General features: G+C 45.1%; 14 protein-coding genes. 7 read left to right on the plus strand and 7 right to left on the minus strand.

Annotated elements, in window-relative coordinates:
• Window position 1 precedes the first annotated feature (1 nt).
• The 3 genes from ACED28_RS10045 to glyQ form a co-directional block, all read right to left on the minus strand.
• Window positions 2-682, minus strand: coding sequence for a response regulator transcription factor (locus ACED28_RS10045; RefSeq protein ID WP_009848157.1), 681 nt, complete (start codon window positions 680-682; stop codon window positions 2-4).
• Between the two features lie 110 nt (window positions 683-792).
• The gene (gene glyS, locus ACED28_RS10050) at window positions 793-2,859 is read right to left on the minus strand and encodes a glycine--tRNA ligase subunit beta (RefSeq protein ID WP_371709764.1); all 2,067 of its coding nucleotides are present in this window, start codon (window positions 2,857-2,859) and stop codon (window positions 793-795) included.
• A gap of 2 nt (window positions 2,860-2,861) precedes the next feature.
• On the minus strand, window positions 2,862-3,776 hold the full coding sequence (gene glyQ / locus ACED28_RS10055) for a glycine--tRNA ligase subunit alpha (protein ID WP_371709765.1): 915 nt from the start codon (window positions 3,774-3,776) through the stop codon (window positions 2,862-2,864).
• Window positions 3,777-4,196: 420 nt separating this feature from the next.
• On the opposite strand from glyQ, the gene ACED28_RS10060 reads away from it, so the two are divergent.
• Window positions 4,197-4,751 (plus strand): TMEM165/GDT1 family protein, encoded by a 555-nt coding sequence (locus tag ACED28_RS10060; RefSeq protein ID WP_371709766.1) that lies wholly within the window; start codon window positions 4,197-4,199, stop codon window positions 4,749-4,751.
• A gap of 151 nt (window positions 4,752-4,902) precedes the next feature.
• Window positions 4,903-5,157 carry a hypothetical protein gene (locus tag ACED28_RS10065; RefSeq protein ID WP_009848161.1) on the plus strand — a complete coding sequence of 85 codons (255 nt, stop codon included), beginning with the start codon at window positions 4,903-4,905 and terminating at the stop codon, window positions 5,155-5,157.
• 83 nt (window positions 5,158-5,240) lie between these two features.
• Here ACED28_RS10065 and tusA read toward each other — a convergent pair whose 3' ends face one another.
• Window positions 5,241-5,492, minus strand: coding sequence for a sulfurtransferase TusA (tusA, locus tag ACED28_RS10070; RefSeq protein ID WP_004736675.1), 252 nt, complete (start codon window positions 5,490-5,492; stop codon window positions 5,241-5,243).
• A 149-nt stretch (window positions 5,493-5,641) separates the two neighbouring features.
• Here tusA and ACED28_RS10075 point away from each other — a divergent pair, with 149 nt between their 5' ends.
• Complete coding sequence (locus ACED28_RS10075; protein ID WP_004736674.1) at window positions 5,642-5,827, plus strand: hypothetical protein; 186 nt, start codon at window positions 5,642-5,644, stop codon at window positions 5,825-5,827.
• Between the two features lie 156 nt (window positions 5,828-5,983).
• The gene (locus ACED28_RS10080; protein ID WP_017099657.1) at window positions 5,984-6,925 is read left to right on the plus strand and encodes a LysR family transcriptional regulator; all 942 of its coding nucleotides are present in this window, start codon (window positions 5,984-5,986) and stop codon (window positions 6,923-6,925) included.
• Between the two features lie 135 nt (window positions 6,926-7,060).
• Here the strand turns inward: ACED28_RS10080 and ACED28_RS10085 are convergent, their stop codons facing one another.
• The 3 genes from ACED28_RS10085 to fadB form a co-directional block, all read right to left on the minus strand.
• The gene (locus ACED28_RS10085) at window positions 7,061-8,041 is read right to left on the minus strand and encodes an MDR family oxidoreductase (protein WP_017099656.1); all 981 of its coding nucleotides are present in this window, start codon (window positions 8,039-8,041) and stop codon (window positions 7,061-7,063) included.
• A 243-nt stretch (window positions 8,042-8,284) separates the two neighbouring features.
• Window positions 8,285-9,448, minus strand: coding sequence for an acetyl-CoA C-acyltransferase FadA (gene fadA, locus ACED28_RS10090; RefSeq protein ID WP_009848166.1), 1,164 nt, complete (start codon window positions 9,446-9,448; stop codon window positions 8,285-8,287).
• 26 nt (window positions 9,449-9,474) lie between these two features.
• Complete coding sequence (gene fadB, locus ACED28_RS10095; RefSeq protein WP_009848167.1) at window positions 9,475-11,646, minus strand: fatty acid oxidation complex subunit alpha FadB; 2,172 nt, start codon at window positions 11,644-11,646, stop codon at window positions 9,475-9,477.
• 227 nt (window positions 11,647-11,873) lie between these two features.
• Between fadB and ACED28_RS10100 the strand changes: the two genes are divergently transcribed.
• The 3 genes from ACED28_RS10100 to hemG are packed head-to-tail and all read left to right on the plus strand — an operon-like array spanning window position 11,874 to window position 14,526.
• The gene (locus ACED28_RS10100; protein ID WP_009848168.1) at window positions 11,874-12,497 is read left to right on the plus strand and encodes a YigZ family protein; all 624 of its coding nucleotides are present in this window, start codon (window positions 11,874-11,876) and stop codon (window positions 12,495-12,497) included.
• Window positions 12,498-12,531: 34 nt separating this feature from the next.
• Window positions 12,532-13,989 carry a TrkH family potassium uptake protein gene (locus ACED28_RS10105; RefSeq protein ID WP_017096585.1) on the plus strand — a complete coding sequence of 486 codons (1,458 nt, stop codon included), beginning with the start codon at window positions 12,532-12,534 and terminating at the stop codon, window positions 13,987-13,989.
• Between the two features lie 9 nt (window positions 13,990-13,998).
• Complete coding sequence (hemG, locus tag ACED28_RS10110) at window positions 13,999-14,526, plus strand: menaquinone-dependent protoporphyrinogen IX dehydrogenase (RefSeq protein WP_371709767.1); 528 nt, start codon at window positions 13,999-14,001, stop codon at window positions 14,524-14,526.
• Window positions 14,527-14,694 lie beyond the last annotated feature (168 nt).

A 14,694-nucleotide genomic window follows, 5' to 3' on the forward strand; every position in this document is an offset into this window, starting at 1 on the left:
ACTACTTGGCTTCTAGTTCAAAACGATAACCTTGCCCGCGAATGGTGCTGATCAGCTTAGCTTGAGTGTATTGCGTTAACTTTTTACGTAAGCGTGAAACGATAACCTCAATATTGTTTAGCTGAACATTTTCACCCTGCGCATAAAGGGAGTCTGCGATTTGTTGTTTAGATACGATTTGTAAGCAATGGCGAATTAAGTACTCGAATATTTGAAATTCTAAGGCTGTAAGTTCAATCAGAGCATCATCGTAACTGATACGTTTGGCTTGAGTGTCTAAGGTGAGCGATTGCGCTTTGATTTGGGAAGCGGAAAACCCTTGATTACGACGAACAAGCGCCTCAAGGCGAGCGTGTAGCTCTTCAAATTGGAAGGGCTTGGTAAGGTAATCATCAGCCCCGGAGTTAAGCCCTTCTACTTTATCTTGCCAGTTGCCACGTGCGGTTAAGATTAATATTGGGACTGCAATTTCTTTACGACGTATTTGCTTGATCAGCGTAATGCCATCAAAGTCAGGGAGGCCAAGGTCAATGATCATCACATCTGTATTGGACTGTTTTTGAATCGTTTGTAAACATGCAGAAGCTGTTCTATCTGCATGGACAGTATGTCCTTGCTCACTGAGCTGAGAAGATAGGTGGTGATTCAATATTTCATTATCTTCAACCAAAACAACCAGCATGTAATATCCCTATCTACAATAATATTCAACCAGATAGAGCTTACACTAGCTTTGGATAAAAAAAAGGGAGAAGCCAAAGCTTCCCCCTTAATATTTATTCCAAATTGGTTTTACTTCTGTAGTAAAGAAATATCAGCAATCTGTAGGAACAGGTTACGTAGGTTGTTCAGTAGCGTTAGACGGTTCTTCTTAAGCGCTTCGTCATCAGCCATAACCATTACGTTATCGAAGAATGCATCAACAGGTTCACGTAGATCAGCAAGCTTGCTTAGGGCTTCTTGGTAGTTGCCTGTTGCGAATGCTGGTTCTAATGCTTCTGTCATTACTTCAACGTTTTCAGCCAGTGCTTTCTCTGCGTCTTCTTGAAGAAGAGCAAGATCGATTTCAGCAGGTAGCTCGCCATCGAATTTAGCAAGGATGTTACCTACACGCTTGTTCGCTGCTGCTAGTGCTTCTGCTGCTTCCAGTTCACGGAAGTGAGAAACCGCTTTAACACGTTGGTCAAAGTCAGCTGGCTTAGTTGGACGACGTGCTAGTACCGCTTGGATGATATCAACGCTGAAACCAGCATCTTGGTACCATGCGCGGAAACGACCTAGCATGAAGTCGATAACGTCAGCTTCAACATTGTCGTTAGTTAGCTTGTCGCCTAGTAGCTCTTTCGCTTTACCGATTAGATCGGTTAGGTCTAGGTTGTAGCCGTTTTCAACGATGATACGTAGCACACCTAGTGATGCACGACGTAAAGCGAATGGGTCAGAACCTTTTGGAGCTTGGCCAATACCGAAGATACCTACAATAGTGTCTAGCTTGTCTGCCATTGCTACTGCTGATGAAATACCAGTGCTTGGTAGTGTGTCACCCGCGAAACGAGGCATGTACTGCTCGTAAAGTGCTAGTGCTACTTGCTCGTCTTCACCATCGTGAGTCGCGTAGTGCATGCCCATCACACCTTGAGTATCCGTAAACTCGAATACCATAGATGTCATTAGGTCACACTTAGCCAGTAGGCCAGCACGCTTAGACTTTTCAACGTCAGCATCGATTTGCTCAGCAATGTAGCCAGCAAGCTCTGTGATGCGATCGGTTTTGTCTTTGATAGTACCTAATTGCTTCTGGAAGATAGCTTGGTCTAGTTCAGCAAGACGGTCGATCAGCGGACGTTTGCGGTCTGTGTTGAAGAAGAATTCAGCATCAGCAAGACGTGGACGTACAACCTTCTCGTTACCTTCGATTACGTGACGAGGCTCTTTAGACTCGATGTTCGAAACGAAGATGAAGTTTGGCAGAAGATTTTTATCAGCGTCATACACTGGGAAGTACTTCTGGTCGCCTTTCATGGTGTAAACCAAAGCTTCAGAAGGCACTTTTAGGAACTCTTGCTCAAACTTAGCAGTAAGCACCACTGGCCATTCAACCAAAGAAGTAACTTCTTCAACAAGGTCATCTTCTAGGTCTGCAATACCACCAACTGCGTCAGCTGCTTTTTTAGCATCAGCAAGAATGATCGCTTTACGCGCATCGTAATCTGCTATTACTTTACCGCGCTCTTCTAAGATCGCAGGGTATTGGTCAGCAGAGTCGATTGTGAACTCTTGTTCGCCCATGAAACGGTGGCCACGGATAGTACGAGCAGAAGCTACGCCTAGGATTTTGCCTTCAACAAGCTCATCACCTAGTAGTACTGTCAGTGTTTTCACTGGACGGATAAATTGAATGTCTGAGTTACCCCAGCGCATTGCTTTAGGAATTGGTAGGCCAGCGAGAGCTTTCGCAGCGATGTCCATCACCAATTCTTGAACAGGTTTGCCAGCCACTTCTTGTTTGAAAAGAAGCCACTCGCCTTTGTCTGTTTTCAGGCGGTCAGCTTGCTCAACAGTAATACCGTTACCACGAGCCCAACCTTGTGCAGCTTTAGTCGCGTTGCCTTCCGCATCGAATGCGACAGAAATTGCAGGACCGCGCTTCTCAACGACTTTGTCTGCTTGGCCTTCAGCCAGTGCAGTCACTTTAAGTGCTAGACGACGAGGTGCTGCGTACCACTTGATGCCTTCGTGAGAAAGCTCAGCCGTTTTAAGACCCGCTTCAAAGTTAGAAGCAAAGGCTTCTGCTAGAGAACGAAGTGCTGTTGGTGGAAGCTCTTCCGTACCTAGTTCAATTAGAAAATTCTTCGCCATGATTATTTATCCTTCTTACACATTGGGAAGCCAAGCGCTTCACGTGACACGTAGTACGCCTCTGCAACAGCTTTAGTCAGGTTGCGGATACGAAGGATGTAACGTTGACGCTCTGTTACAGAGATAGCTTTACGCGCATCAAGGATGTTGAATGCGTGACCTGCTTTCAGAATGCGCTCGTAAGCTGGAAGCGGCAGTGGCTTCTCAAGCTCAAGTAGCTCTTTACACTCTTTTTCGCACTGGTCGAAGAAAGTGAATAGGAAATCTACGTCTGCGTGCTCGAAGTTGTATGTTGATTGCTCAACTTCATTTTGGTGGAAGATATCACCGTAAGTCACGTTAGAACCGTCTGGTGCTACGTTCCATACAAGGTCGTAAACAGAGTCTACTTCTTGGATGTACATTGCTAGACGCTCGATACCGTAAGTGATCTCGCCCGTTACAGGCTTACACTCAAGACCGCCAACTTGTTGGAAGTAAGTGAATTGAGTCACTTCCATACCGTTTAGCCATACTTCCCAACCAAGACCCCATGCGCCTAACGTTGGGTTTTCCCAGTTGTCTTCTACGAAGCGAATATCGTGAACAAGTGGGTCGACACCAAGAACTTCAAGCGAGCCTAAGTACAACTCCTGGATGTTATCTGGAGAAGGTTTTAGAGCTACTTGGAATTGATAGTAGTGCTGCAGGCGGTTCGGGTTTTCACCGTAACGACCATCAGTCGGACGACGAGAAGGTTGAACGTATGCCGTAGACATTGGCTCTGGGCCAAGTGCACGTAGACATGTCATTGGGTGAGAGGTGCCAGCACCTACTTCCATATCTAGTGGTTGAACAATGGTACAACCGTTTTGTGCCCAGTAATCCTGCAGCGCGAGGATCATTCCCTGGAAGGTTTTGATATCGTATTTTTGCATAGTCAGGTTCGCGCGATTCTTTTAAATGAATGATAAAAATAACCTCTGAGTATACCGAGATATTGGTAAAGCGAGTAGGGGTAATCTTGTTTAATTAGTGGTCTAAAATGTCGTTTAGTGGATTTTTTTGCCTTTAATGTTTGTTTTTCGGCACAAGTGGATATTTTGATAACTTTGACACTTGTGTTTGAAAGCATGGGTGATTAAAATCTCGCGGTCTTTGGGGAGTAGCTTGCTTATTCATATCCTATTGAATGAGTTCGTTCGTCAACATAATTGATGCAAAATCATCATGGCGTTCGAGGCAACCACCACCTTGGTGGCGCTTAGCAAGACCTTAGACAAGCATCGTGAACCGGGATGGGGCGCGAGGTTTGTCTTTGGTTAAATATAATAATCCTCATCCCAAATGAGCATGTCGTGAGCGTTTTAGCAATTTCAATTACAACTGTCGCCTTAGCCGAGGTCGGTGATAAGACTCAGTTGTTATCCCTTTTATTAGCCAGCCGATATCGAAAACCGCTACCTATTATTGCGGCTATTTTCTTTGCCACCATTGCCAACCATGCCCTTGCTGCGTGGCTAGGTGTTGTGGTTGCTGATTATTTATCTCCTGAAGTACTTAAGTGGGTGCTGGTGGTCAGTTTCATTGCGATGGCAGGCTGGATTCTGATTCCGGATAAATTAGATGACGATGAGCAGATCTCGAACCGAGGGCCGTTTGTCGCCAGTTTTATCGCTTTCTTCATTGCTGAGATCGGTGATAAGACTCAGATTGCGACATCGATTCTAGGGGCTCAATATTCGGATGCATTAACGTGGGTCATTCTCGGTACTACCATTGGTATGTTGTTGGCGAATGTGCCTGTGGTGATCATTGGTAAGTTATCGGCAGATAAGATGCCACTTGACCTGATTCGCAAGATCACAGCCTTGTTGTTCGTGGGTTTGGCTATCGCAGCAGCGTTCTATTAATCGGTAGTATTGAGTCTTATTATACTCAACCAGTGGAGTAATGTGTTGTAGGTCATACTCTTACAGTATTGTGGGGTTTATCGAGCGAATGGACATATAACTGTCATACTTGTCATGATATTTTAATCTTGTGAGTTAAGAACACGAGGGCATGATTATGTTGACGCGTTATATGGGTATTACTCCACAAAGCCAAAGTTATCTATTTACCTTTGGTCTTGCACTTACACTACTAGGCATGGTGTTGACGGACATGTGGCTACCAATGGTGGCTGGTTCGATGATCATGACCGGGCTTGCGGTAGAAGCTTGGATTCGGGTTGCGCATATTATTCCTATGCGAAAAGATATCCGAGAAATTCAGCATCAGCTTGAGCATCTGCAAAACAAGTCTAGAAGCGAATAAACAAAAAGCCGCTCGTACTCTGAGTTCTGTTTAAGAACATAAGGTACGAGCGGCTTTTTTGATACTTGATAGTCGGTGGGGCGTTACGCCTCCAATCCCTTTCTGATCAAATACTGGTAAGGCAACGTTTCTGTCGCTTGGCCTACCAACTGGTGATCCATGAATCGACAAAAGCTCGGAATATCACGAGTTGTCGAAGGATCGTCAGCTTTTACCAGTAACACATCGCCATCCTGCATGTTTCTAATTGTCTTCCTGACCATCATTACTGGCTCTGGGCAACGCAGGCCTTCAGCTTCTAAAGTGTGGGTTGCCAGTTCAGGTTTGAATGTCATGGTTTGTATCTCTATATCTATCTAACGAGTGAATAATACGTCTGCAGAAAAAATATGCAATAAGTGCTTGGCAAACGGAACCATTTCCTATAACTTAATTAACAAGTTGATAACAATTTAGATCAAAGGCAACTAGCTAAGGAGTGGCGATGTTGACAGGATTAGATAGATTAACAATTTATTCAGTTCTCTGTTTTATTTCTTTTTGTGCGTTAGTACTACGCTCATCGACAGAGACCTCTCTAATGCCAATTTTTGGCATAGTAGCAACGATTATTGGTATTTGGGTAGAGATGCGCCGTTGGCAAGGCATAGCCGAGGAGCAAGAGCACTAACCCGAATACAGCAAGCAAATTCCAATACGACAACATTCCGACACTATCCCCAGATTTTCTTGGGCTTCCCCGCGTAATTGCGGGATTTTTTTTATCTAAAGCATGCTATAAACAACTTAGTGACCAATGATAATTGTATACAGCTAGGTAAGTGGCGTGGAATTAGAAGACATCTATCGTAGAGACCTGAATTTACTGGTCGCCTTAAAGGTATTGATTGAAGAGGGCAGTGTTAGTCAAGCCGCGCTTCGTCTTAACCTAAGCCAATCGGCAACTAGCCGAGTATTAGGGCGCTTAAGAGAACTACTCAACGATCCCCTGTTTACACGCCAAGGTCAGCACCTTATTCCCACCAAGAAAGCACTCGAGATCAGCCAGCGCATTGACCAACCTTTAGAATCATTCCGCCAACTTCTTAGCCCGAGTGATTTCGATCCTTACTATTGCAGCGAGCGCTTTTTGATTGCGACCACTGACTACGCGATGCAAACCATCTTGCCTTATGCTCTGCCGAAGATTTATGAGCAAGCGCCGAACATCTCTTTGGAGTTTGCACCATTGCAGCATGAGCATTTGTTTAAGCAACTCAGCACCGAACGTGTCGATATGGCTATTTGTCGCCCGAGTGGCAGCGTTGCACCACTTCATCAAGATGTATTGGGGCCGGTCGGTGTGTCGTGCCTGTTATCTAAGAATCACCCATTAGCCGATAAGCCTTTAAACCTTGAAGACTATGTATCACTCCCGCACGCGATGATTGCGATCAGTGATGGTGTTAAGGCTTTATTAGACAATGCCTTAGCCAATCAACAACCACGAAAAATGGTGCTGCGTGCTTATCACCTTGAAGCGGCATTGGCGATTGTCGATAGAATGCCGTTGGTGATTACTGTACCTGCTGATTTGGCTTACTTGGTGGCAGAGCGTTATGACTTAGTCGTCAAGCCATTACCATTTGAATTTATGCCGTTTGATTACTCACTGATCTGGCACTCGCGATGTGATTCTTCTGCTTCACAACAGTGGTTAAGAAGAGTGGTAAAAGAAGAGTGTGGTGAGCTGATTCAAAAACGAATTGCGGATGTCGGTTTGGGTTAACTAGGACTGAGTCTGGGCTCACTAGACCCGAATAACAAAAACGCAAAAGGGCTGATAAAAATCAGCCCTTTGTTGTTTTGGGTTATCCAAGCCTAAAGCTGTTGCTTAAGGTTTGATAACTTTATGTTTGAGAATCTATAGTTTAATGACTACGCGACCAGTGATTTGACCGTTAGTGATGTCTTCTGCAGCTTGAATTGCGCCATCTAAAGGCACTTCTTTAGTCGCTTGGCCGTAGAAAGACTCAGGTAGTAGTTCAGCCAGTTGCTCCCACGCTTTAATACGTTTTTCACGAGGGCACATTACGGAATCCACACCTTGTAGGCGAACGTTACGTAGAATGAATGGCATTACTGTAGTTGGTAAATCAAAACCACCTGCTAGGCCACACATTGCAACCGCGCCGTTGTAATCAATTTGTGCCAATACTTTCGCAAGTACTTTGCTACCTACTGTATCGATAGCACCAGCCCACAGTTGTTTCTCAAGTGGTTTCGCTGGTTCTTCTAATTCAGCACGCTCTACAATGCGTGTTGCACCTAGTGATTTTAGAAGCTCGCCATTTTCTGAAGCTCGGCCAGTAACCGCTGCTACTTTGTAGCCTAGTTGGTTTAACAGCGTAATAGACACGCTGCCTACGCCGCCACTAGCACCCGTTACTAGGATTTCACCGTCTTCTGGTTTGATGCCTGCATCTACGATAGCTTGCACACAAAGCATAGCGGTGAAACCAGCGGTACCAATCGCCATGACTTTCTTAGCGTCTAGACCCGCTGGCATTGGCACTAACCAATCACCGTTTAGGCTGGCTTTCTCAGCCATGCCACCCCAGTGACCTTCACCAACACCCCAACCCGTTAGAACAACTTCGTCGCCTGCTTTGTAGCGCGGGTCATCAGATTGTGAAACCACGCCAGAAAGGTCAATGCCAGGAACCATAGGGAAGTTGCGAACAATGCGCCCTTTACCTGTTATCGCCAAACCATCTTTGTAGTTCAAAGAAGAGTAGCTCACATCAACTTTCACGTTACCTTCTGGTAATTGAGACTCATCAATTTGAGAAACTGATGCGATAGTTTTTTTGTCTTCTTGGTTTAGTACAAGTGCTTTAAACATGATCTGCTCCGTAGGAGGAATATTAGGAAACTGAAGTAACTTTAGTTGAATCATCCGAGAAAAAATAATGAAACATCAACATTGAATCTATGCGTTTTGTGCATAGATATCAGTGTTGGTTTTTCTCTCGCTGAGTTCGCTGAACGCAATCGATGCATTGTTGGATGCCAAGTAATAAAAAGTGCAGCTATATAAATATAGCTGCACAAAAGATTACCCTACAAGTATTAAAACCAGTGATCGCTATGGGCGTTCAAATACCGTTGCAATACCTTGGCCTAAACCAATACACATGGTCGCCAAGCCGTATTTCACGTCTTGCGCTTCCATCAGGTTGATTAGCGTCGTCGAGATACGAGAACCAGAACAGCCTAGTGGGTGACCAAGAGCAATCGCACCGCCGTTAAGGTTAACTTTCTCGTCAACTACATCCAATAGACCGAGATCTTTAGCACATGGAAGAGATTGAGCAGCAAACGCTTCGTTTAGCTCAATCACACCCATATCTTCGATGGTTAGGCCTGCACGTTTCAGTGCTTTTTGAGTTGCTGGTACTGGGCCGTAACCCATGATTGAAGGATCGCAGCCAGCGATAGCCATCGACTTCACGCGAGCGCGAATCTTCAGGCCAAGTGCGTTGGCTTTCTCTTCGCTCATGATAAGCATTGCAGAGGCACCATCAGATAGTGCTGATGAAGTACCTGCTGTTACCGTTCCGTTTGCTGGGTCGAATACAGGACGCAGCTGAGATAGACCTTCAACTGTTGTTTCTGGGCGAATAACTTCATCGTAATCCAGAGTGAACAGAGAGCCGTCTGCTGCGTGAGCTTCGGTTGGCAGGATTTCGTTCTTGAAACGACCTTCTACTGTTGCTGCTTGAGCTCGAGCATGTGAACGAGCGGCGAAGGCATCTTGGTCTTCACGGCTAATACCGTGCATTTTGCCTAGCATCTCAGCGGTTAGGCCCATCATACCGGCAGCTTTCGCTACGTGTTTAGACATGCCAGGGTGAAAATCAACACCATGGTTCATTGGTACGTGACCCATGTGTTCGACACCACCGATCAGGCAGATTTCAGCATCGCCAACCATGATAGAGCGAGTTGCATCATGCAAAGCTTGCATAGATGAACCACATAAACGGTTGACCGTTACCGCACCAATCTCAATCGGTAGGCCAGCAAGCAAAGCGGCGTTACGAGCCACGTTGAAGCCTTGCTCTAGCGTTTGTTGTACACAACCCCAGTAAATGTCTTCAATTTCGACAGGATTTACTTCTGGGTTGCGCTCTAAAATGCCTTTCATCAAATGTGCCGACAGATCTTCAGCACGAGTGTGACGGAAAGCTCCACCTTTGGAACGTCCCATTGGGGTACGAAGGCAATCAACAACAACTACATTATTCATTTTGCTATTCCTTTTCCAAATGTGGGTTACAGAGAACTTGCTTGTTGGCCGTCGTAAAAGCTTTCGCCTTTCGCTGCCATATCAAGCAATAGTTGAGGAACTTGGTACATTGCACCTAAGTCTTGGTAGCTCTTCGCCATTTCAACGAAGTTACCAATACCCACACTGTCTAAGTAGCGGAATACGCCGCCTCTGAATGGAGGGAAGCCTAAACCGTAAACCAGTGCCATATCCGCTTCTTGCGGTGTCGCGATGATGCCTTCTTCTAAACAAAGCACCACTTCGTTGATCATAGGAATCATCACACGTTGGATAATTGTCTGGTCATCAAAGTCTTGTGGTTGTTGGCATACGTCAGCCAGGATAGGAAGAATGTCTTCAGAGAATGTCTTCTTAGGACGACCGCGTTTGTCTACGCTATACGTGTAGAAACCGCTGCCGTTCTTCTGGCCGTATTTTTCAGCGACGTAAAGTGCGTCAATTGCATCACGACCTTCTTTGCCCATACGCTCTGGGAAACCTTGCGCCATTACTGCTTGTGCATGATGTGCTGTGTCTAAACCTACAACGTCTAGCAAGTAAGCAGGGCCCATTGGCCAACCGAACTTACGCTCCATGACTTTATCGATCTTAGTGAAGTCAGCACCGTCACGTAGCAACATGCTGAAACCGCCAAAGTAAGGGAAAAGTACACGGTTAACGAAGAAGCCTGGGCAATCATTAACAACGATAGGGGATTTACCCATCTTCGCTGCGTAAGCAACCACGCGATTAATGGTTTCTTCTGAAGTATGCTCGCCACGGATGATCTCAACCAAAGGCATGCGGTGTACTGGGTTAAAGAAGTGCATACCACAGAAGTTTTCTGGGCGTTTTAGAGATTTTGCTAGCAGGTTGATCGGAATCGTTGAGGTGTTTGATGTAAGAACTGTGTCTTCACCCACCAGACCTTCCACTTCACTCAGTACTGCTGCTTTTACTTTAGGGTTTTCTACAACGGCTTCCACAATCACATCTGACTGTTCAACACCTGCGTAATGTAAGCTTGGGGTAATAGAAGACAGAATGCCTGCCATCTTGAATCCATCTAGGCGACCGCGTGATAAGCGTTTATTCAACAGCTTAGATGCTTCGTTCATACCAAGATCTAGAGACGCCTGTGCGATGTCTTTCATCATCACTGGCACGCCCTTTAACGCTGACTGGTAAGCAATACCGCCACCCATGATGCCAGCACCAAGTACCGCTGCTCGTTCAGTCGCTTTGTTTGCAGACTTACCAGCTTGTTTCGCTAGGCCTTTGATGTATTGGTCATTAAGGAATAAGCCGACCAATGCTTTCGCTTCTTCAGATTTCGCTAGCTTAACGAAGTGTTTACGCTCGATGTCTAGTGCTGCATCGCGATCGCTACGTGCTGCTTCTTCGATAGCGATAACCGAGGTGATAGGTGCTGGGTAATGAGGCCCTGCTTTTTGAGCAACTAAGCCTTTCGCCATGGTAAAGCTCATCATCGCTTCTAGTTTGCTTAATGAAAGCGCTGATGTTTTTTGTTTACGACGTAGCTGCCAATCGAGTTTTTCATTGGCTGCTAGAGAAACAGTGTTAATCGCTGATTCTAATAGTTGGTCTGTTTCAACAATCGCATCTAACAAGCCAACTTTAAGTGCTTCATCTGCACGGCATGCTTTGCCTTGCGTGATAATTTCCATTGCACTGTCAGCACCGATAACACGTGGCAGACGCACACAACCACCAAAGCCAGGCATGATGCCAAGTTTGGTTTCTGGTAGGCCTATGCTGGTGGTCTTGTCACCGATACGGAAATCGGTAGCGAGTACACATTCACAGCCGCCGCCAAGGGCATGGCCACGCATCATTGAAAGAGTTGGGACAGGAAGGTCTTCGAGCTTGCTGAAAATTGAATTAGCGAATCTTAACCATTCATCAAGTTCTGCTTCTGGCTTAGCAAATAGGCCAAGAAATTCAGTGATGTCTGCGCCTACGATGAACGCGTCTTTGTTTGAAGTTAAGATTAAACCACGTAATCCAGCGTGAGCATTAAGAGCATCTAACGCTTTATCTAGTGATTCTAAAGTAGCAAGGTCGAGTTTGTTTACAGAGGCCGGAGCACAGAAGCTAAGTTCTGCAATACCATCTTGTAATTCCTTTACCTGTAAGGTGTTAGCTTGGTAAATCATTGTCTATCTCCATGACATACAATCCACGATTGTTTGAGAGAATCTTGTTATCTTTCTATTATTGTAGAATACCTGGTAAGACCAGTTGTTCTAGTCTGTACCTCTGCTTGGTGAATTTCAATACATTTTTTAAACAATTGTTTAACATTGTGCGATGGCACAGATCCTCTAACCCTTATTATTCACGCGTGATACACTTCGCCGCTCTTATTAATTAAGTTAACGATATGAATGAACAGCCCTATTTAATACCGTCAGCGTCGGCTCTGTTTGAAGAAGAGATAAAGAAGAGCGTCTTCATTACTCATCTTGCTCATACTCCAAGTGTAGAAGCTGCTAAACAGTTCGTAGAACAGGTAAAAAAAGAGCATTCATCAGCGCGACATAATTGTTGGGGTTTTGCTGCAGGGCGACCTGAAGACTCAATGCAATGGGGCTTTAGTGACGATGGAGAGCCATCTGGTACTGCGGGTAAGCCTATCTTGGCGCAACTGTCTGGTTCTGGTGTTGGTGAACTGACGGCTGTTGTTACTCGTTATTCTGGCGGAATCAAGCTTGGAACGGGTGGCCTAGTAAAGGCTTACGGTGGTGGAGTGCAACAAGCTCTCAAGCTGCTTCAAACTATCGAGAAAAAAATAACCACAAAATTACGGCTAGAGTTAGACTATGGTTTTGTGCCAATCGCGCAATCCATTATGGCTCAGCATCAGGCTGTTGAAGTCCAAGCGGATTATGGTGTTCAAGTTGAGCTTATTATTGAAATAGAGCTCCTTCAGGTAGATTCGTTTACCCAAACCATGATCAATAAAAGCGGTGCTAAGGCACTGGTAACGAAAGTCAAAGACAACTAGGAAGTGTGAAGCATTTCGCTTCGTTCAATAGCTCATGCAATTTCGCTCAATCATTCGAATCGTCGGATTATTATTAGCACTTTTTAGTGTATCAATGCTCGCACCTGCGCTCGTCGCACTGATCTATAGAGATGGTGCGGGTGTGCCATTTGTGACGACTTTCTTCGTTCTATTATTTTGTGGAGCAACTTGCTGGTTTCCAAACCGACGCTATAAACATGAATTGAAGGCGCGAGATGGCTTTCTCATTGTGGTGTTGTTCTGGACGGTAATCGGTAGTGCTGGTGCGTTGCCGTTTTTGATCGCGGATAATCCGAGCGTTTCCGTTACTGATGCCTTTTTTGAATCGTTTTCTGCATTAACAACGACAGGTGCAACCGTAATTGTTGGCCTCGATGATCTCCCTAAAGCAATTCTATTTTACCGCCAATTCCTGCAATGGTTTGGTGGTATGGGTATCATCGTATTGGCGGTAGCCATCCTTCCTGTTCTGGGCATCGGTGGTATGCAGCTATATCGTGCTGAAATACCGGGTCCAGTAAAAGACAGTAAGATGACCCCGCGTATTGCTGAAACGGCAAAAGCGCTCTGGTACATCTATTTAAGCTTAACTATTGCTTGTGCGATGGCATTTTGGCTTGCAGGCATGAGTTTCTTTGATGCCATCAGTCATAGTTTCTCAACTATTGCGATTGGTGGGTTCTCGACTCACGATGCAAGTATGGGTTATTTCAATAGCCCTGCTATCAACATGATTACGGTCGTGTTCCTTCTTATATCTGCATGTAACTATTCTCTTCACTTTGCGGCATTTGCTTCTGGTGGCGTGCATCCTAAATATTACTGGAAAGACCCTGAGTTTCGCGCTTTTATCTTTATTCAAGTCGTCCTGTTCTTAGTTTGTTTCTTATTACTGCTGAATCATCACTCTTACGATTCGTATTATGATGCTTTCGATCAAGCCTTGTTCCAGACAGTATCTATTTCAACAACCGCAGGCTTCACCACCACCGGTTTCTCTGAGTGGCCGCTATTCTTACCTGTGTTGCTTCTGTTCTCTTCTTTTATAGGTGGTTGTGCAGGTTCAACGGGTGGCGGTATGAAAGTCATTCGAATATTACTGCTTACTTTACAGGGTGCTCGTGAAATGAAGCGTCTTGTTCACCCGCGTGCTGTCTATACCATCAAGGTTGGTGGTTCGGCGCTACCACAACGTGTCGTTGATGCGGTTTGGGGCTTCTTCTCTGCATACGCATTAGTTTTTGTGGTTTGTATGTTGGCTCTTATTGCTACGGGGATGGATGAGCTAAGCGCTTTCTCTGCTGTAGCTGCAACATTGAATAACCTTGGTCCAGGCTTAGGTGAAGTGGCAATGCACTTCGGCGATGTGAATGACAAGGCCAAATGGGTGTTAATCGTATCCATGCTGTTTGGCCGTTTAGAGATATTCACATTATTAATTTTATTGACCCCTACGTTTTGGCGTAGCTAAGGACATATTGTGGCAAAAGCTCTATTTTTGTATTCAAGCCGTGAAGGGCAGACCAAGAAAATCTTGAACTATGTAAAAGAAGAAATGAATGAGTTCGAATGTGAGCTTCAAGATCTGCACACCGTTGGTAATGTCGACTTTGCTCAATACGACCGAGTTTTGATTGGCGCATCTATTCGTTACGGCCACCTTAATAAGAAGCTATATCAGTTTATTGATGCCAACCTTGCTCAGTTGCAATCAAACAAAGTTGCTTTCTTTTGCGTTAACTTAACAGCTCGTAAAGAAGACCAAGGCAAAGATACTCCTGAAGGTAGCGCCTATATTAAGAAGTTTCTTATAAAGTCTCCGTGGCAGCCGACGTTAATCGGTGTATTTGCTGGTGCCCTCTATTACCCACGTTATAACTGGTTCGATAAAACGATGATTCGCTTCATTATGAATATGACAGGTGGAGAAACGGATACAACCAAGGAAGTTGAGTACACGAACTGGGAAAAAGTCTCTTTATTCTCTAAGAAACTGCAAGAGATGTAAGAGAAAAGCCTACTTTTGAGGCGTTTTGTGCTCTTTTTAATCGAACGAATAAAAAAACGAGAAAAACTTCAAAAAGGGCTTGCCAGTGTGATCGAAATCTCTATAATGCCACCTCGCTGACACGGGATGGCTTCGAAGCTTTGGTTTCAAAAGCGAAAACGAATCAGC

This window comes from Vibrio sp. 1F253, assembly GCF_041439295.1.
Taxonomy (GTDB): domain Bacteria; phylum Pseudomonadota; class Gammaproteobacteria; order Enterobacterales; family Vibrionaceae; genus Vibrio; species Vibrio tasmaniensis_A.